This is a genomic window from Burkholderia crassaminum (genome assembly GCF_964265005.1).
GTDB lineage: Bacteria > Pseudomonadota > Gammaproteobacteria > Burkholderiales > Burkholderiaceae > Burkholderia.
In genome coordinates, this window is the sequence record NZ_OZ183801.1 from 884615 (window position 1) to 905748 (window position 21134).

Below are 21134 nucleotides of genomic sequence, written 5' to 3' on the forward strand. Positions count from 1 at the left end.
GGTTGAGTATGCTTCCCGATACAAAATTCAGGACTGTTACGGAAATACTGCAGTTTCGCGGCAAGATCGAACCGGATAAGACGGCGTTCATTTTTCTCGATAACGGCGAATCGGAACTGGCCCGACTCACGTACGGCGACCTGGACAAGCGCGCGCGCGGCATCGCCGCCAGCCTGCAAGAGATTGCGCAACAGGGCGATCGTGTCCTGCTGGTCTATCCGCCCGGACTGGAATTCATCTGCGCGTGGGTGGGATGCCTGTACGCCGGCCTGATCGGCGTGCCTGCCTATCCACCGCGCAGGAATCGCCCGGCCGATCGCCTCAAGTCGATCGTGGCCGACGCCGGGCCGGTTGTCGCGCTGACTGACGCCGCCACGCTCGGCGGCATCGCGCATCGCGCGGACGGTTATTCCGACACGCTGGAACTGCGGATCCTGGCGACCGATCAGGACTTCGACGCACCGGCCGGGCAATGGCGCGCGCCGGACATCACGCCGCAGACGCTGGCGCTGCTGCAGTACACGTCGGGCTCCACCGGTACGCCCAAAGGCGTGATGATCAGTCATGCGAACATCCTGAGCAACATGGCGGTCATCGCCGAAGCCAGCGATGCCGATGCGTCGGCCGTGTTCGTCAGCTGGCTCCCGGTGTTTCACGACATGGGTTTCTTCGGGAAGGTGCTGTTGCCGATCTATCTCGGCGTGCTGTCGGTGCTGATGGCGCCGGCGGCGTTCGTGCAGAAGCCGCACCGCTGGCTGAAAGCCATCACGAAGTATCGCGGCACGCATTGCGCGGCGCCGGATTTCGCGTACGACCTGTGCGCACGCAAGATTTCGGACGAAGCCGGCGAACAGCTGGATCTGAGCAGCTGGCGGGTGGCATTCAACGGCGCGGAACCGGTGCGCGCGGAATCGGTGGCGCGTTTTTCGCGTGCATTCGCATCGCGCGGCTTCCACGCGGAAACCATGCGCCCGGTTTACGGCATGGCCGAGGCGACCTTGTTCATCTCCGGCCAGCCGGCGCGCTCGCAGCCGCTCGTGGCCGACTTCGACGCCGACGATCTTGCGCAAGGCGTGGCGACGAGAAGCGCGCACGGCAAGCGCCACGCGCTGGTCTCATGCGGCCGCGCCTGGGCGGGGCATCGCCTGCAGATCGTGAACCCGGAGACCGGTCAACGCTGCCCGCCCGGCCGAATCGGAGAAATCTGGTTGACGGGCCCGAGCGTCGGCGTCGGCTACTGGAACCGCACCGAGGAAACGAAGCGCACCTTCCGCGCGAGGCTGGACGGCGATGACGCGCGCTACCTGCGCACGGGCGATCTCGGCTTCGTCGATGGCGAGCACCTCTTCGTCACCGGCCGCCTGAAAGACCTGATCATCGTCGCGGGCCGCAATCACTACCCGCAGGATCTCGAACAATCGGCCGAGTCGAGTCACCCCGCGCTGGCGCCCGCCGCGTCAGCGGCGTTCTCGATCAACGTCGATAACGTGGAGCGGGTCGTCGTCGCCGCTGAAGTGCGCCGCGAGGCGCTCAACACGCTGAACGCCGAAGCCGTCGCCACGGCGATCCGGCGCCAGCTCGCCGAAGTGCACGATGTCGATCTGTATGCGGCGATCCTGTTGAAACCGGCGACGATCCTGCGCACGTCCAGCGGAAAAATCCAGCGCAGCCGAATCCGGCAAGCCTTCCTCGATGAACAGGGGCTCGCGATCGCGGGCGAATGGCGGCGTTCGCTCTCCCGGGAGGCCGCACGCCCGGCCACCGCGGTGCGCGGCACGCAGGAACTGGTGCAATGGTGCATCGAGCGGGTCGCGCATCTGTCGGGCATCGCGCCCGGCAAGCTCGACCCCGACGCGCCGTTCAGCACCTTTGGGCTCGATTCGAAAGACGCGATCCTGCTCTCGGGCGAGTTGCAGGACTGGCTCGGGCAGCCCGTTTCTCCTACGGTCGTCTACGATTTCCCGAGCATTGCCCTGCTGGCGCGCCATTTCTGCGGCGCCGGGCATGCGGCGTCGGACGACACGCCCGTTGCCGCCGCACGCGCGGATATCGCCATCGTCGGCATGGGATGCCGCTTCCCCGGCGCCAGTCATCCCGACGCATTCTGGCAGCGCCTGCTGGAGGGCCATGACGCGGTCGGCGCGTCGAACGCACGCGCCGGCGGCCTTCCGACCACGGGATTGCTGGACCAGGTCGATCAGTTCGATGCGGAATTCTTCGGCATCAGCGCCCGCGAGGCCGAAACGATGGACCCGCAGCAGCGCCTGCTTCTCGAGGTGGCGTGGGAGACGTTCGAGCACGCGGGGATCGTGCCCCGGCATCTCGCCGGCAGCCGCACTGCGGTCATCGTCGGCATCAGCAATTCCGACTACGTCCGGCTGGCGCAGGAAGAAGACGCGGATGTCGGCCCGTATGTCGCGACCGGCAATGCGCTCAGCGTCGCCGCCAACCGCATTGCCTACACGCTCGATCTGCGCGGCCCGAGCTGGGCGGTCGACACGGCGTGTTCGTCGTCGCTCGTCGCGGTTCACCACGCGTGCCGCGCGCTGCAGCGCGGCGAGAGCGATGCGGCGCTTGCCGGCGGGGTCAACCTGATCCTGGCGCCGCAATTGAGCGCGTCCTTCACGCAAGCGGGCATGCTGTCGCCGGATGGCCGCTGCAAGGCATTCGACGCGGATGCCAACGGCTATGTGCGCGGAGAAGGCGTGGGCATGGTGCTGCTCAAGCGTCTCGACGATGCGCTCGCGAACGGCGACACCGTGTTCGCGGTGATCCGCGGTTCGGCGGTGAACCAGGATGGGCGCAGCAACGGCCTGACCGCGCCGAACGGCCCGGCTCAGCAGGCCGTGATTCACAGCGCGCTGCGCGATGCCGGCGTGCGGCCGCGGGACATCGGCTTCGTCGAGGCGCACGGAACGGGCACGCCGCTGGGCGACCCCATCGAGCTGAACGCGCTGACGGCTGTGCTGAGCGAATCGCGCCAACCTGAAGCGCGCTGCTGGATCGGTTCGGTGAAGACCAACATCGGCCACCTGGAATCGGCAGCAGGCATCGCGAGCCTGATCAAGACCACGCTGGCGCTGCACCATCGCACCATTCCGCCGAACCTCCATTTCCGGTCGCTCAATCCGCATATCGCGCTCGACGACACGCCGTTCCGCATTCCGCAGCAGGTCATACCCTGGCATCCGGAACACGGGCCGCGTTTGGCCGGCGTGAGTTCGTTCGGCTTCGGCGGCACCAATGCGCACATGATCCTGTCCGAAGCGCCGCACGCCGGCGTGGTCGTAGACGATCCGGCGGCGCCCGCGACGCACGTCGTGACGCTCTCCGCGCGCACGCCCGAAGCGTTGCAAGCGCTGGCGGCGTCCTACACGGTGTATTTCGACACCCATCCCGAGGTCCGCTTGCGGGAGGTCGCGTCGACGGCGAACACCGGGCGCACCCACTTCACGCGGCGGGCGGCCATCGTCGCATCGAGTCTCGATGCGTTGCGTTCACGGCTGCATGCCGTTTCGGCCAGCGAGGCCGCCGACACACCGCCCGCGGTGACGTTTCACTTTTCCGCAGACGACGGCGCCAGCGCCGATGCGGTTCGGCAATTGCGCTCGGCGAGCCCCGCTTTCAGCGCGCTGATGCAGCAGCAACCGGACGCGGCCGAGGACGGCTTCACGGCATTCCAGCGCGCGCTCGCGCAACTGTGGATGTCCTTCGGCATCACGCCGGACGCCGTCAGCAGCACCGGCGACGGGCATCGCGCCGCGGCCTCGCTGGCGGACGTGCCGCAGGCCCCGGACGGCGCTGCGGCGGGCACCCATGGCATCGTCATCGAGATCGGCGCGCAGGCGGCCGCCTGGGACGCGATCCTGCACACGCTCGCCGAGCTCTACGTCCGTGGCGCATCCGTCAACTGGCACGCCGTCGAGCAGCCCGCACCGCACCGCCGGCTCGCGCTGCCGACCTATCCGTTCGAGCGTCGCGGCTTCTGGCTCAACCCGCGCGCGCCTCGGCATCCGTTGCTCGGGCGCCTCATGGCGCAGCACGCGCATTTGCCCGGCACGTGGATCTGGGAGTCGAGTCTCGACGCACCGGACACCGCCTTTCTCGCCGGTCATCGCGTGAAGGGACCGCCCGTCCTGCCCTATTCCGCCTATGTGGAAATGGCGCTGGCGGCCACCGCGGAGATCGGCGCCGACGGCCATACCACGCTGAAGGACCTCGCACTGCATGCGCCGTTGCCGCTGCATCCGCATGGATCGCGCGCCGTGCAGACCGTGCTGAGCCGCCAGTCCTGGGGACCGTTTTCGTTTGCCGTCTATCACCGGATCGAGGACACGAGCGCTGCCGCGACATGGCAGATCTGCGCCAGTGCCGAAATCCACGAATCGGATCGGAGCCACGCATGAAATTCGGCCTGATGTTCTTCGCCAGCAGTGAAGAGGCGCTGTCCGGCAACAAGTACCAGCTCGTGATGGAGAGCGCGCGCTTCGCCGATGCGAACGGGTTCTCCAGCGTCTGGGTGCCGGAGCGCCATTTCACCGAATTCGGCTCGCTGTACCCGAATCCCGCCGTCCTGCACGCCGCCCTCGCCGCGGTCACCGGACGCGTGCAACTGGTCGCGGGCAGCGTGGTCGCCGCGCTGCACAACCCGATCCGGATCGCGGAAGAGTGGTCCATGGTGGACAACCTGTCGAACGGTCGCGTGGGCGTGTCGTTCGCCTCCGGATGGAATCCGGACGACTTCGTGCTCGCGCCTGACAAATACGCGACCCGGCAGGACGACATGCTGACGACGCTGCGCACCGTCCGGAATCTGTGGCGCGGCGGATCGCTGAATGCGAACAATGGCGTCGGCAAGCCGGTGCAGTTGCGCATCTACCCGACGCCGGTGCAGCCGGACCTGCCCGTCTGGGTGACCGCCGCCGGCAATCCGCAGACGTTCGTCCGCGCCGGCGAAGTCGGCGCCAACCTGCTGACCCACGTGCTCGACCAGGACCGGGACCAGCTCGCGCACAAGATCGCCCTCTACCGCGAGGCGCGCGCGAAGCATGGCTTCGATCCGGCGACCGGCACCGTGTCGGTGATGCTGCACACGTTCGTCGGCGACGACGCGACGCGGGTGCGCGAGCAGGCGCGTGCGCCGTTCTGCAACTACATCCGCAGCAATATCGGACTGCTGAACGGGCTGGCGCAAAGCCGTGGCCAGTCGGTGGACGTGCGCGCGATGGGCGCGCGCGAACTGGACGAGTTCGTCGAGTTTCTCTATGAACGCTTCGCGCAATCGCGCGGCCTCATCGGGACGCCGGAAACCTGCGTCGACCTGGTGCGGGACCTCGAGTCGATCGGCGTGGACGAAGTGGCGTGCCTGCTCGATTTCGGTCCGCCGGTCGAGCTGATCCTGGGCAATCTTCCTCACCTGCGCCGGCTGCGGGAAATGTGCGCGCCCAAACGGCGCGCCGAGCCGGCGAGATTCGATGCCGCCGAGGTGCAGGCGCGCTGCACCGAAACGACGTCGGGCGCGGACTTCAATGGCGAAATCCGGCAGTACGGCGTGCAGATCGACGGCGTGTTCGATGCGATCCGGCAGATCTGGCGCACGACCGGTGAGGCGCTGGGGAAAATCAGCCTGCCGGCCGACGCACTGGCGTCGTCGCAATTCCACGTGCACCCGGCGTTTCTCGATGCGTGCAGCCGCGTGCTCGCGGCCGCCATCGATCCGGACGCGCTGCAGGCCGGGGACCTGTACCTGCCCAGTTCGATCGGTGCGGTACGGGTTCATCAGCCGCCGTCGTCAGCGCAGGCGTGGAGTCACGCGACGCTGCGCAAGCCGACCGGGCAACATGCGCTGGAGGGCGATATCCGCGTCCACGACCTCGCCGGCCGGCTGCTGATCGAGATCGATGCGCTGCGGTTGCAGCAGGTGCGTGCCGGACGAGCCGTCGAGCGGCACGACTTCGCCGCCCTGCTCTATCAGCGTGTCTGGAGACCGTCGAGCGTCGAAGCGGCAACCGGCGCTTCGGCGCAGGGCGAGTGGCTGATTCTCGCGGACCGTGGTGGCGTCGGCGCGCAACTGTCGGCCCTGCTGGAAAGCGCGGGCGATACGTGCGCGCTGCACTTCGCCGACGCGAGCGCGGCGCTGCCCGCGCTCGACCGGCCGCTGAAGGGCGTCATCCATCTGTGGAGTCTCGATCTCGCGCCCGCCGATATCGCCGCGAGACGGCGCGCCAGCGCGAGCGTGCTGCAGCTGGTCAGGGCGCTTGCGTCGCGCGCGCCGTCGGCCCGGCAGGCGCGTCTGTGGCTGGTGACGTCGGGTGCGATGAACGTTCTGGATGGCGAATCGACCGCCGTGGCGCAGGCGCCGCTGTGGGGGTTGGGCCGGGCGATCGCAGTGGAGCATGCGCCGCTGTGGGGCGGCCTGATCGACCTCGATCCCGCGCAGCCGTCGGCGACCCACATCGTGCAGGCGGTGCTGGCCGGCGGCCGTGAAGACATGATCGCGTTTCGCGGTGGACAGCGCCACGTCGCGCGCATCGCCCGCGACAATCGCGAATTCGTCAGCCACCGGCCGGTCAGGTTCCACCCTGACGCGACCTATCTGGTGACCGGCGGGCTCGGCGGGCTCGGCCTGCGGCTCGCGGCCTGGCTCGCCGGCAACGGCGCCGGCAAGGTCGTGCTGCTCGGGCGCAGCGAGCCTTCCGCCGCCGCCGAAAAAATCCTGCAGACGCTCGACGCCCGCTTCATTCGCGCCGATCTGTCGCGTCGCGAGGACGTCGCGGACGCGATCGACGAAATCGCGCGTTCGATGCCGCCGCTCAAGGGGGTGTTTCACCTCGCCGGCGCACTCGACGATGCGCTGCTGGCCCGTCAGGACGACGACTTCTTCCATCGCGCCGGCAGCGGCAAGGCCGATGGCGCGTGGTATCTGCACGAGCTGACGGCCGACCTGCCGCTCGACCATTTCGTGCTGTTCTCGTCGATGGCCGCGCTGATCACCATGCCGGGCCAGAGCAACTACGCGGCGGCGAACAGCTTCCTCGACGCGCTGGCGCAGCATCGGCGCGCGCAGGGAAAACCGGCGCTCAGCGTCAACTGGGGGCCGTGGGCCGAGATCGGCCACGCCGCCACCGACTACGGACGGCGCGCGCATGAACAGCTGGGCGCGCTCGGTGTGGGCACGCTGTCGCCCGAACTAGCCATCGCGACCCTCGAACGGCTGATGGCGTCCGGCGTTGCCCAGTCCGGGGTCGCGCGCATCGACTGGCCGACGCTGTTCCGGGTCGATGCGCCGGCTGCCGGGTCGGCGTTGTTTTCCGAGCTGGCGCAACCGGCCGCGCAGCCTGCGCAGCAGGAGACGGCATTGCTGCGCCAGCTGCATGCGTGCGCGCCGCGCGAGCGGCTCGAGCTCATCGCCGGCACGCTCGCGAAGATGCTGGCCGAGACCTTGCGTCTGCCCGGCCCCGACGCCATCGCGCCCGAGCAATCGCTGCTCGATCTCGGCCTGGATTCGCTGATTGCGCTCGAACTGACCGACCGCCTCACCAAGGTGTTCGGCAGGCCGTTCCGCGCGACGCTGTTCTTTTCCTATCCGAACCTGCAAGCGCTCGCCCGGTACGTGCTCGGCGAACTGTCACCGTCGCTCCCCGCGCCTGTCGTCGACGAAGCATCGGACGACCTCGACGAGGACGACCTTTCCGAACTGATCGCGCAGGAGATCGGCGCCCAATGAACGCCAAGGCCACGCAAGCACTGAAAGCCGCACTCGACGAACTGCGCCAGCGGCGCGCGGAAATCGCGGCGCTGCGCTCGGACCGCAACGAACCGATCGCCATCATCGGCATGGCTTGCCGCTTCCCCGGCCGCAGCGATACGCCGGACGCGTTCTGGCAATTGCTCGACAACGCGCGGGACGCCGTCACCGAAGTGCCGGGCGAACGCTGGGACATCGATCGCTATTACGACCCCGATCCGTCCGCGCCCGGCAAGATGGCGACCCGCCACGGCGCGTTTCTCGAACGCGTCGATCAGTTCGACGCGGCGTTCTTCGGGATCGCGCCGCGCGAAGCGACCTATCTCGATCCGCAGCAACGGCTCCTGCTCGAAGTGGCGTGGGAGGCGCTCGAGAACGCCCATCTCGCGCCCGAGCGCTTCCGGCAGTCCGCCACCGGCGTGTACGTCGGCATTACCTGCTTCGACCATGCGATCCAGGTGTCCAATGCGGCGATGCCGTCGAGCAGCTACGCCGGCACGGGCAGCGCACTGAACATGGCCGCGGGCCGGCTGTCGTTCGTGCTGGGCCTCACCGGCCCGAGCATGGCGATCGATACGGCCTGCTCGTCGTCGCTGGTCTGCCTGCACCTCGCCTGCGAAAGCCTGCGCTCGCGCGAAACCGGCATGGCGCTCGCGGGCGGCGTCAACCTGATGCTGTCGCCCGAGGTCATGGTCAGTTTCTCGCAGGCGCGCATGCTGTCGCCGGACGGACGCTGCAAGACCTTCGACGCGTCGGCGGACGGCTATGTGCGCGGCGAAGGGTGCGGCATGGTGGTGCTCAAGCGCCTCTCCGACGCGCTCGCGGACGGCGACCGGGTACTCGGCATCGTGCGTGGCACAGCGGTCGACCAGGGCGGCGGCGGCGGCGGGCTGACCGTGCCGAGCCGCGATTCGCAGGAACGGGTGATACGCCGTGCGCTGAACCAGGCTGGCCTCGCGCCCGGCGACGTCTCCTATGTCGAGGCCCACGGGACCGGGACATCCCTCGGCGACCCGATCGAGGTCGAAGCGCTGGCGGGCGTCTACGGTCCCGGCCGCACGGCCAGCGAGCCGCTCGTGATCGGGTCGGTCAAGACCAATATCGGGCATCTCGAATCCGCGTCCGGCATCGCCGGCCTGATCAAGGTCCTGCTGTCGTTCGAGCACGACCGGATTCCGGCGCACCTGCACTTCACGCGACCCAATCCGCATACGCCGTGGCAGGACATCCCGATCCGCGTCGCGGCCGATCCGGTCGCATGGCGTCGCGGGGAACGCCGGCGAATCGCCGGGGTCAGCGCGTTCGGATTCAGCGGCACCAATGCGCACGCGATCGTCGAGGAACCGCCGGTCGCACCGGCGCACGCGGCGCAGCGCCAGTTGCTGCTGCTGTCGGCCAGATCCGAAGCGGCGCTGGCGGCGCTCGCATCACGCTACGAGCACGCGATCGCCGGCGCGACGCCGCAGGAGCAGGCCGCCATCTGCCGCGCAGCCGCCACCGGACGGAGTCACTATCCGTTTCGCACGGCCTATGTGTCGGGCGGGCGGAGCGCGTCGGCGGCCGTGGCGCGCACGGGCAAGGCGTTGCGCCTGGGCGCCCGGTTCGGCGTGCCGGACACTGGCGTCGCGCGCGCGCTCCACGCATCGGAACCGCTGTTTCGCGATGCCTTCGACCGTTGCGCGGTGCCGCTGGACGCACTCGATACCGACGCGGGCCGCTTCGCGGTCCAGTTCGCGTGGGCGGAACTGTGGAAGGGATGGGGCATCCGGCCGGCCGTCGTGTCGGGACACGGCATCGGCGAATATGTCGCGGCCTGCGTGGCGGGTGTCGTGAGCGTGGCCGACGCGCTGCGCCTCGTGGCCGCCCGCCCGGATGCCGACGCGTTGCGCGCCGCGCTTCAGGACATGCCGCTCGCACGGCCATCGGTCCGCCTGATTTCCGGCTGTCTCGGCGCGGAGGTGACCGACGAGGTGACGCACCCGCAGTACTGGCTGCAGCTTGCCGGGGCGCCGGATCAGGCCGACGCGCCGCACGTGCCGGAGGGGCTCGCCGACGGCTGGCTGCCGCCGCCCTGCGCCGGCGAGACACTGGAGCACGCACTCGCGGCACTGTACGTGCAGGGCGGGCAGTTCGACTGGCACGCGCTGTTCCCGGCGCCGGCCCAGCCTGCCACCACGTTGCCGAACTATCCGTTCGAGCGGCAGCGGTTCAGCCTGGAGAAGATCCCGTCGCCCGTCGTCGGCATGGATGCCGGCAGCATCGACGCCGCGCTGCGGCATCTCAAGTCGTCCGGCAAGTACCCGGAAGACGTGCTGAACGTCTTTCCGGAACTGCTCAGGACCGCGTTCGCCCCGGCCGAAACCGCCGCCCCGGCCGCGCCCCCGCTCTATCACGTGATGTGGGAGCAGCAGGCCGCGTTGCCGGCGGCACGGCTCGCCGCCGACGCGTCCCCGTGGCTGATCTTCGCGGACGAAAGCGGTGTCGGCGAACGGCTCGCCGCGCTGCTGCGCGCGCACGGCGCGTCGTGCGCGCTGGTACGCCCCGGCCGCGACTATGGCGGCGGCGCGGAAGCGGGCTGGCAGGTCGCGCCCGAGCAACCGGACCATTTCGTGCGCTTGCTGAACGAGACGGCCGCGCCCGGGCAGCGCATCGTCTTTTTATGGGCGCTGGACGAAGCCGTGGGCGCGTCGCGCATGTCCACCGCGCTGCTGCATCTCGTGCACGCGCGGGCCGGCAGCGAGCGGGCGTCTTCGATCGGGCCCAGGATCTCGGTGGTCACGCGCGACGCGGTGGAAGCCGGCGAGGCACCCCGCGTCACGGGGCTCGCACAGGCTGCACTGTCGGGCCTGGCACGCGGTGCGATGATCGAGCATCCGGAATGGTTCGGCACGGCGATCGATCTCGATCCGGCCGCGCCGGCGGACGAGACGCAGGCGCTGCTTCAGGAACTGCTCGGCGAGCACCGCGAAGAACAGGTGGCGTTGCGGCGCGACGTGCGCCATGTCGCACGCCTGAGCCCGCTCGCGCAAACCGACACGGCCGCGCTGCGGGTCGATCCGGACGCGGCCTACCTGATCACCGGCGGGTTCGGTGCGCTCGGGCTGCACACCGCGCGATGGCTGGCGGCGCGCGGCGCGGGCACGCTGATCCTGGTCGGCCGTCAAGGGGCGGCAAGCGACGAGAGCCGGCAGGCGATTGCCGAGCTGCGCGAGCGCAATGTGACACTGCGCTGCGAACGCCTCGATATCGCGGATCCGGTGGCGGTCGCCGATTTCTTCGCCGCGCTGCGGCGCGACGGCGTGCCGCTGCGGGGCATCGTGCATGCGGCCGGCATCGTCGGCTACAAGCCGATCGTGCAGGTCGAGCGCGCGGAACTCGACGCGGTCCTGGAACCCAAGGTCGCCGGCGCGTGGCTGATTCATCAACACAGCGCGCCCTTCCCGCTCGATTTCTTCATCCTGTTTTCGTCGATCGCATCCGCATGGGGCTCGCGTGACCAGGCGCACTACAGTGCCGCGAACCGCTTCCTCGACGCGCTCGCGCATCATCGCCGCGCGCTGGGCCTGCCGGCCCTGAGCGTGAACTGGGGGCCCTGGGCACAAGGCGGCATGACGTTCCCCGAAGCGGAAGCGCTGCTGCGGCGCGTCGGCATCCGGTCGCTGGCGGCGGATCGCGCGCTCGACCTGCTGGATCACCTCCCCGCCGTGCCGCAGGCGGCGGTCGTCGATCTCGACCTGGCGCTGTTCCAGGCCTCGTACGAGGCGCGCGGGCCCCGCCCCTTCCTCGACCGCGTGCGGGTGGCCGGCACCCCCACGGGCGCGCAGGCGATGCCGGCATGGCGCGACGCCTCGCCGCGCGAGCGCAAGCGTCTGCTGGCGGACAGCATCGACCGCGCGGTGGCCCAGGTGCTCGGCTACGAAGCGGGGACGCTGGATCGCAACCTCGGCTTCTTCGAGATGGGCATGGATTCGCTGATGGCGCTGGACGTGCGCACGCTCGTCGAACAGGCGCTGGGCATCCCGTTGCCGGTCGCGCTGCTGTTCGATCATCCGACCGTCGACGCCCTCGCCGACTTCCTGGCGGAGCAGTCTTCCGGCACGACGCCGGACGCGCACGCGACGCCGACGGAGGTCGTGCCGCCGCGGCCGGTCGCGGCGACCGCTGCGGCCGCTGCAGCCCGCGAGACCGGCACGCCGGAGCCGATCGCGATCGTCGGCATGAGTTGCCGTTTTCCGGGCGCCGCGCACGACCTCGACGCCTACTGGCAGCTGTTGAACGACGGCGTGGATGCGATTTCCGAAGTGCCGCGCGAGCGCTGGGACGTCGACGCGTACTACGACCCCGATCCGGAAGCCCCGGGGCGCATGTATTGCCGCTTCGGCGGTTTCCTCGGCGACGTCGACCAGTTCGATCCGGCCTTCTTCCGTATCACGCCGCGCGAAGCGGCCGCGATGGACCCGCAGCAGCGCCTGTTGCTCGAAGTCAGTCACGAAGCGCTGGAGCATGCCGGGATTCCCGTCGACGGTCTCAAGGGCAGCCGGACCGGCGTCTTCGTCGGCATCACCACCAACGATTACGCGAACCTGCAGCTTCGCAACGGCGACGGCAGCGGCATCGACGGCTATTTCTTCACCGGCAATCCGCTCAACACGGCGGCCGGCCGCATCTCCTATGGACTGGGCGTGCAGGGACCGAGCATGGCGATCGACACCGCCTGCTCGTCGTCGCTCACCGCGATCCATCTCGCCAGCCAGAATCTGCGAAGCGGCGAATGCGATCTCGCGATCGCAGGCGGCGTCAACCTGATCCTGTCGCCGGACAACTCCATCGCCGTGTCGCGCACGCGGGCGCTGGCGCCGGACGGCCGCTGCAAGACCTTCGACGCGGCGGCGGACGGCTTCGTGCGCAGTGAAGGCTGCGGCGCGCTGGTGCTCAAGCGCCTGTCCGATGCGCTCGCCGCAGGCGATCGCGTGCTGGCCGTGCTGCGTGGTTCGGCCGTCAACCACGATGGCGCATCGAGCGGCTTTACCGCGCCGAACGGCCGCGCGCAGGAAGCCGTCATCCGTCAGGCGCTGGGCGGGCTGTCCGCCGCGTCCATCGATTACGTGGAAGCGCATGGCACCGGCACCCCGCTCGGCGATCCCGTCGAGGTGCAGGCGCTCGCGACGGTTTTCGGCGAAGGCCGTGACGGGGGCCGGCGGCTGCGGGTCGGCTCGGTGAAGACCAACATCGGCCACACGGAATCCGCCGCCGGCATCGCGGGGGTCATCAAGGTCGTGCTGTCGCTGAACCACGACCGCCTGCCGGCCCACCTGCATCTGCGCCGCCCGAACCCGCTGGTGCAGTGGGACGCGCTGCCCGTCGAGATCTGTACCGAGGCGAGCGCGTGGCCGCGCGGCGAGCGGCCACGGCGAGCCGGCGTGAGCGCGTTCGGCGCGAGCGGCACCAATGCGCACGTGGTACTCGAAGAAGCCCCCGTGCCGGCGCAACGGGCGACACCGTCGAGACACAAGGTGCATGCGCTGGTGCTGTCGGGCAAGACGCCCGCGGCATTGCGCGAGCTTGCCGGGCGCTATCAGCGGCGGCTCGAAGCCGAACCGGGTCTCGATATCGCGGCCGTGGCGTTTTCGGCGGCGGCCGGCCGCTCGCATTTCGCACACCGGCTGGCGCTGCCGGTGACCTCCGTCGAGGACGCCATCGACAAGCTGCGCGCCTTCCAGGCCAAGGAACCTGCAGGCGCGGCGCAGCCCGCCCCTCGCGTGAAGATGGCGTTCCTGTTCACCGGTCAGGGCTCGCAATACGCCGGCATGGGCCGCCGCCTGTATGACGCGTATCCGGTGTTCCGCGACGCCATCGACCGCTGCCGCGCGGTGGCCGATCCGCTGCTCGACAAGCCGTTGCTCGAGGTGCTGTCCGCGCCGTCCGAGGACATCCATCAGACCGGCTACAGCCAGCCGGCCCTGTTCTCGCTGCAGTACGCGCTCACCACGTTGCTGGCGTCGTTCGGCGTGGTGCCGGACGCCGTGATGGGGCACAGCGTCGGCGAGTACGCGGCGGCTTGCGCGGCCAGCGTCTTCTCGCCGGAAGACGGCCTGCGGCTGATCGCCGAACGCGGCCGGTTGATGCAGGCATTGCCCCGCGACGGCGAGATGGCGGCAATTTTCACCGACCTCGCCACGGTCGAGCGCGCGATCGAAGCCTGTCCGCACGAGGTCGCGGTGGCTGCCGTCAACGGGCCGGCCAGCATCGTGATTTCCGGCAAGCGCGAGCGCATCGCACTGCTGGTCGACGCGTTTGCCGCGCAGGGCATCCGGTCCGTGCCACTCAACACGTCGCACGCGTTTCACTCGCCGCTGCTCGAGCCGATGCTGGACAGCTTCCAGGCCGCGGCGCAAGCCGTGCCCGTCGCGCGCCCGGCCATCCCGTTCTATTCGAATCTCACGGGCGCCGTGATGGACGAGGCGCCCACCGACGCGTACTGGCGCCGTCACTGCCGGGAGCCGGTGCAGTTCGCGAGCAGCGTCGAGCGCCTCGCCGAAGCCGGTTTCAACGTGCTGGTCGAAATCGGTCCCAAGCCGGTGCTCGTCAACCTGGCCCGCGCGTGCTGCGCGCCGGATGCCGGGATCCAGTTCCTGGCCATGCAGCGGCCGCAAGTCGAGCAGCAGGCGCTGATCGAAACGCTGTCGAGCCTTTATGCCCGGGGCGTCGATGTCGCCTGGGCCGCAACCGAAACACCCGCGCCCGTGCGCGTCGCCTTGCCGTCCTATCCCTTCCAACGCAGCCGTACCTGGTTTCAGAAAGCGGACACGTCCATGACTCAGACAAGCGCATCACCCATCGCTGCAACGCCGACCCACGACCGTAGCGGCGAGGTTCTCGAATGGCTTCGCGGCAAGATCGGCGAATTGATCCAGGCCGATCCCGCCACCATCAACATCGACCTGCCGTTCCTGGAGATGGGCGCCGACTCGATCATCCTGATCGAGGCCATCCGGCACATCGAGAAACAGTACGGCGTGAAGACGGCCATGCGCCGCTTCTTCGAAGACCTGGCGACGGTGCAGGCGCTCGCCGAATACATCGCGGACAACCTGCCGGCGGAAGCCGCGCCGTCCGAGGCCGAGGCCGTAGCCGTGACCGTGGTCGAGCCGTCCACGGTGGCGCTCGCGCCGTCCGCTCAGGGGCTTGTGCCGACCGCCGCCGCGCCGGTGGAATGGGTGGCGGCCGAAGGCGGCTCCGCGATCGAGCGCGTGTTGCGGGAGCAGAATCAGCTGCTGTCGCGCGTCATGAGCCAGCAGATGGATCTGCTGCGCACATCGCTGACCGACCACGCCGACGTCCGGCCGGCGACGGTCGCCGCGCAAGCCGTCACGAACGTCACGACCGTTGCGAACGTCGCAGCCAAGGCCGCGATCGCGGTGCCGGCCGCCACGCCCGCGGCGAAGCCCGCGCCGGCAACTGCGGCCGCGACCGGCAACCGGCCGCCCAAGCCGATGATGCCGTGGGGCAGCCCGGTCGAACAGCGGGCGCGCGGCTTGTCCGCCGTACAGCAGGAGCATCTCGAAGCGCTGATCGTGCGCTACACGACGCGCACCCGGAAATCGAAGGAATCGGTGCAGGCGTCCCGCCCGGTGCTGGCCGACAGCCGGGCCACGGTCGGCTTCCGCTTTTCGACCAAGGAAATGCTGTATCCGATCGTCGGCGAGCGCGCGGCCGGTTCGCGGCTGTGGGACATCGACGGCAACGAGTACATCGATTTCACGATGGGCTTCGGCGTGCATCTGTTCGGCCACACGCCGGACTTCATCCAGCATCAGGTCAGCCGCGAATGGCAACGCCCGCTCGAACTGGGCGCACGCTCCAGCCTCGTCGGCGAAGTGGCCGCGCGCTTTGCCCGCGTCACCGGCCTCGATCGCGTGGCGTTCTCGAACACCGGTACCGAGGCGGTCATGACCGCGATGCGGCTCGCGCGCGCCGTGACGGGGCGCGACAAGATCGTGATGTTCACGCATTCGTATCACGGCCATGCCGACGGCACGCTCGCCGCGGCGAACGCGGAAGGCGCCACGGAAACCATCGCTCCCGGCGTGCCGTTCGGCTCGGTCGAGAACATGATCCTGCTCGACTACGGCAGCGACGCCGCGCTCGAGGCCATTCGCGGCATGGCGTCGACCCTCGCGGCCGTGATGGTCGAGCCCGTGCAGAGTCGCAACCCGTCCCTGCAGCCCGTCGCGTTCCTCAAGGAACTGCGCCGCATCACCGAAGAGGCCGGTGTCGCGCTGATCTTCGACGAAATGATTACCGGCTTCCGCGTCCATCCGGGCGGCTCGCAGGCCATGTTCGGCATCCGGGCCGATCTCGCGACGTACGGCAAGATCATCGGCGGCGGCCTGCCGCTGGGCGTCATCGCCGGCACCACCCGCTTCATGGACGCCATCGACGGCGGCATGTGGACCTACGGCGACCACTCGTTCCCGGTCGCGGACCGCACCGCGTTCGGCGGCACGTTCTGCCAGTACCCGCTGGCGATGGCGGCCGCGCTGGCCGTGCTGGAGAAGATCGAACAGGAAGGCCCGGCGCTGCAGGCAGCGCTCAACGAACGGACCGCGCAAATCGCCGGCACGTTGAATGCGTTCTTCGTGGAGGCTGAGGCGCCGATCAAGGTCACGTGGTTCGGCTCGATGTTCCGCTTCGAATTCACCGAGAACCTGGACCTGTTCTTCTATCACATGCTCGAAAAGGGCATCTACATCTGGGAATGGCGCACCTGCTTCCTTTCCACCGCGCATACGGATGCCGATGTCGACCGGTTCATCCGCGCGGTGAAGGACAGCGTCGCCGACCTGCGCCGCGGCGGCTTCATCCGGCCGCACTCGAAGCACGGCACGGTCGCCGCGCTGAGCGAAGCGCAACGCCAGCTGTGGGTGTTGTCGGAAATCGATCCCGACGGCTCGCTGGCCTACAACGTCAACACCACCCTCGAACTGAAGGGCCGGCTCGACGAAGCCGCGATGCGCGCCGCCGTCCAGGGCCTGGTCGATCGACACGAGGCGCTGCGCACGACGGTGACGCCGGACGGGTCGGGCCAGATCGTGCATCCGTCGCTGACGCTCCGGATTCCGCTGATCGACGCGGACCAGGACGCGTGGCGGGACCAGGAGAGCCGCGAGCCGTTCGACCTGGTGAACGGCCCGCTCTTTCGCGCCGCGCTCGTGCGCCTGGACAGCGAACGTCACCTGCTGGTGATGACGGCCCATCACATCATCTGTGACGGCTCGACGTTCGGCATCCTGCTCGAGGATCTGGCCCGGGCGTATGCCGGCGCCGCGCCGGCCGCGGCGCCGCTCCAGTTCCGCGAATACCTGAAGGAGCTCGACGGCCAGCGCCACAGCCCGGAAACGAAGGCGAATCGCGCGTACTGGCTCGCGCAGTGCGAGCGCCAGGCCGAACCGTTGAACCTTCCGGCGGACTACCCGCGGCCCGCGGTGAAGACGTTTCACGGCAAGCGCGTGTCGCTGCACCTGGACGCGGCAGCGGCCGCGTCGCTGCGCACCGCCGCCCGTCAGAACGGCTGCACGCTCTACATGGTGCTGCTTGCCGGCTTCAACCTGTTCCTGCACCGCATCGCCGGCCAGCAAGAGATTGTCACCGGCATCCCGGTGACCGGCCGTTCCGTGGCCGGCAGCGATCGCCTCGCCGGCTACTGCACGCATCTGCTGCCGCTGCGCTCCACGCTGCCCGAGCAGGCCACCGTAGCCAGCTTCCTGGCCGGCACCCGGCAGAACCTGCTCGACGCGCTCGAGCACCAGGACTATCCGTTCGCCGAGCTGGTCCGCGAAATCGGCGCGCAGCGCGATCTCAACGCCGCCCCGCTGGTATCGGCGGTCTTCAATCTGGAGCCCGTGTCGGCGCTGCCCGGCCTGCCGGGCCTGACGGTCGACCTGGTCGCCCCGCTGATCCGCCACACCGCGTTCGATTTGAACGTCAACGTCCTCGACTCGGGGGAGGCACTCCTGATCGATTGCGACTACAACACCGATCTGTTCGACGAGCGCACCGTGGAGCGTTTCCTCGCGATCTACCGGACCCTGCTCACGCGTCTCGCGGACGATGCGTCGGCCGCCGTTGCCCGGCTGCCGTTGACGAGCGAAGCGGAGCGGAACCTGCTGACCGTCGAGTGGAACCGGACCGAAACAGATTTTGGCGAGGCCGCCGCGCAACCGCTGCACCGCCTGTTCGAACAGCAGGTCGCGCGCACGCCCGATGCCGTCGCCGCCGTCCATGACGACGACACGCTCACCTACGCCGAACTCAACGTGCGCGCCAACCGCCTCGCGCACCGGCTCATCGCCCTCGGTGTCGGGCCCGACGCCCTCGTCGGCGTCGCCATGGAACGCTCGCTCGACATGATCGTCGCGCTGCTCGCCGTCCTCAAGGCCGGCGGCGCCTACGTCCCCGTCGACCCCGACTATCCCGCCGAGCGCGTGCGCTTCATGATCGAGCACGCGCAGTTGCGCTGGCTCCTCACCCAGCAACATCTGCGCGACGCGCTGCCCGACACCGAAGCTGCCCTGATCGTCGTCGATTCCAGCGAACTCGACCTCGATCCCGACGCCGTGGCCAACCCCGAGCCTGATCTGAGCGGCGACAACCTCGCCTACATGATCTACACGTCCGGTTCCACCGGCCGGCCCAAGGGCGCGCTCAACACCCATCGCGCGATCACCAACCGCATCCTCTGGATGCAGCACGCCTACTCGCTCGACGCCGACGACGCCGTCCTGCAGAAGACCCCGTTCAGCTTCGACGTCTCGGTCTGGGAGTTCTTCTGGCCGCTCGTCACCGGCGCGCGCCTCGTGTTCGCCCGACCCGGCGGACAGCGCGAGACCGACTATCTGGCCGAACTCATCGCGCGCGAACAGATCACCACGATTCACTTCGTGCCGTCGATGCTGCGTGCCTTCCTCGACCATCCGGACCTGGACGCGCACTGCGCGTCGCTGCGCCGCGTCGTGTGCAGCGGCGAGGCGCTGCCCTACGACCTGCAGCAGCGCTGCCTCGAGCGCCTGGACGTCAGGCTGTACAACCTCTACGGCCCCACCGAGGCCGCCGTCGACGTGAGCGCATGGGAGTGCCGGCGCGACGACCCGCACCGCATCGTCCCGATCGGCCGGCCCATCGCCAATGCTCGCCTTCATATCGTGGACGCGCACATGCAGCCCACGCCGCTCGGCGTCGCGGGCGAACTGCTGATCGGCGGCACGCCGGTGGGGCTCGGCTACCACGGCGAACCGGAACTGAGCGCCGAGAAGTTCATCGCCGACCCGTTCTCGACCGACCCGCGGGCGCGCCTCTACCGTACCGGAGATCTCGCGCGTTACCGCCCCGACGGCAATATCGAGTTCCTCGGCCGTATCGATCATCAGATCAAGCTGCGCGGCCTGCGCATCGAACCCGGTGAGATCGAGGCGGTACTGACCTCGCACCCGCTGGTCGACGCCGCCGTCGTGGCGCTGCGCGGCGTGGACGACGGCGCGAAACTCGTCGCATGGCTGTGCGCGTCGCACCCCGAAGCCGAACTGATCGAAGCGGTCCGCGGCCATCTGCGGCAGCGGCTGCCGGATTACATGGTGCCGTCGGCGTTCGTCGTCGTGACCGCGTTCGAGACCCTGCCCAACGGCAAGCTCGATCGCACCAGGCTGACCGAACCCGGCGACGGCCCGGCCCACGTTGCGCCCGCCAACGTGCTCGAAGCGCAGTTGACGGCCATCTGGCAGGAAGTGCTCGGCCAGGCCCGCATCAGCACGACCGCCAATTTCTTCGAGCTGGGCGGCAATTCGCTGTCCGCGACGAAGGTCGTCGCGCGCATCCGTCGCGATCTGCATGCGAAACTGGAAATCCGCAGCCTGTTCGCGCACCCCACCATTGCGGGTCTCGCGAAGCGCATCGCCGATACGCAGCCGATCGATTACGTGCCAGTGACGCCGCTGCCGGCGCAGACGCACTACGAACTCTCCCCCGCCCAGACCCGGCTGTGGGTCCAGGATCGCCTCAATGCGGGGCAAGCCGGCGGGCCGCTGCCCACGTCCCTGCTGTTCGAGGGCGTGCTCGACGTGGATGCGCTCGTGCGTGCGTTCCGCGCGCTGAGCGAACGTCACGAGATCCTGCGCACGCGTTTCGTGCTGGCAGGCAATCAGCCGGTCCAGCAGGTGCTGCCGCCCGGCGAAGCGGCCTTCCCGGTCGAGGTCGTCAATCTGCAGGATGCCGAGGACCGGGACGCCCAGACCATCTCGATCTACGAGAGCGAACGGCTCGCGCCGATGGATCTCGCCGCCGGCCCGCTCTTCCGCGTCAAGCTGCTCAGGTTGTCCGAAGTCCGGCACATCTGCCTCTGCACGATGCATCACATCGTGAGCGACGGTTGGTCCACGGAGGTGCTGCTCGACGACCTGTCGAAGCTCTATGACGCGTTCGTCCAGCGCCGGCACAATCCGCTGCCCGCCCTTTCGATCCAGTACAAGGATTACGCCGGCTGGTTGAACCGCCTGCTCGCCGGGCCGGACGGCGCCCGCATGAAGGACTACTGGCTGGCCAAGCTGGGCGGCGGCCTGCGCGCGCTGGCACTGCCGGGCGACGTCGAGCAGCTGGCCGCACCGAGCTGGAAAACCTGGCGGTTCGAACTGCCCGCCGCCGCGACGACGGCGCTCGATGCGCTCGGCAAGCGTCACGGCGCGACCTTGTTCGTCGCGCTGCTGTCCGCCATCAAGGCACTGTTCTACCGCCGTTCCGGCCAGGAGGACATCGTCGTCGGCACGCCGGTCGCGGGCCGCGAGCTGCCCGAACTCGAGTCGCAGGTCGGCCCTTACCTGAACGTACTGGCGCTGCGCGATCGCGTCGCCGGCGACGACCGTTTCGACACGCTGCTGACCCGGGTGCGGGATACCACCCTCGAAGCGTTCTCCCATCCGCTGTATCCGCTGGATCGCCTGCTCGACGAACTGCACATCAAACGCGTTGCGGGACGCAACCCGCTCTTCGACATCGGCCTGACGCTGCAGAACCAGCGCGAGGGCGCCGTCGATCGCTACGCAGGACAAGTGCACATTGCCGAGCAGCCGGACCACGATCCGCAACGCGCGGACACGGAAGCCGCGACGGACTTCTGGTTCCTGGCCGAGCCGCGCGCCGAGGGCCTCGCGATCAGCGTCGTCTATCACGCGGGGCGGTTCAGCGAGGCCCTGGTGCAAGGCCTTGCCGACGAGCTGACGTCCGTCATCGGCGAAGTGCTTGCCGATCCGGGCGTTCGCATCCGGAACCTGACCTTGGGACACCGTGCGCTGCACGCCGAAACCCGTCAGCCGACCGTCGAACTCAGCGCATTCTAAGG

General features: G+C 69.1%; 3 protein-coding genes. All 3 read left to right on the top strand.

Annotation, left to right across the window (positions count from 1 at the left end; genetic code table 11):
• Positions 1-8: 8 nt before the first annotated feature.
• From ACPTTF_RS37260 to ACPTTF_RS37270, 3 genes are read left to right on the top strand one after another with little or no spacing between them, the layout of a single operon-like run.
• Positions 9-4406 (top strand): beta-ketoacyl synthase N-terminal-like domain-containing protein, encoded by a 4398-nt coding sequence (locus tag ACPTTF_RS37260; RefSeq protein ID WP_423372484.1) that lies wholly within the window; start codon positions 9-11, stop codon positions 4404-4406.
• Positions 4403-7726, top strand: a complete 3324-nt coding sequence (locus ACPTTF_RS37265) for a type I polyketide synthase (RefSeq protein WP_423372485.1) — start codon at positions 4403-4405, stop codon at positions 7724-7726. The genes ACPTTF_RS37260 and ACPTTF_RS37265 overlap by 4 nt, the downstream gene beginning before the upstream one ends.
• Complete coding sequence (locus tag ACPTTF_RS37270) at positions 7723-21132, top strand: amino acid adenylation domain-containing protein (protein WP_423372486.1); 13410 nt, start codon at positions 7723-7725, stop codon at positions 21130-21132. The genes ACPTTF_RS37265 and ACPTTF_RS37270 overlap by 4 nt, the downstream gene beginning before the upstream one ends.
• Positions 21133-21134 lie beyond the last annotated feature (2 nt).

Coding starts and splice junctions, on each gene's coding strand:
- ACPTTF_RS37270 (WP_423372486.1), top strand. CDS start 7,723: ATGAACGCCAAGGCCACGCAAGCACTGAAAGCCGCACTCGACGAACTG.
- ACPTTF_RS37260 (WP_423372484.1), top strand. CDS start 9: ATGCTTCCCGATACAAAATTCAGGACTGTTACGGAAATACTGCAGTTT.
- ACPTTF_RS37265 (WP_423372485.1), top strand. CDS start 4,403: ATGAAATTCGGCCTGATGTTCTTCGCCAGCAGTGAAGAGGCGCTGTCC.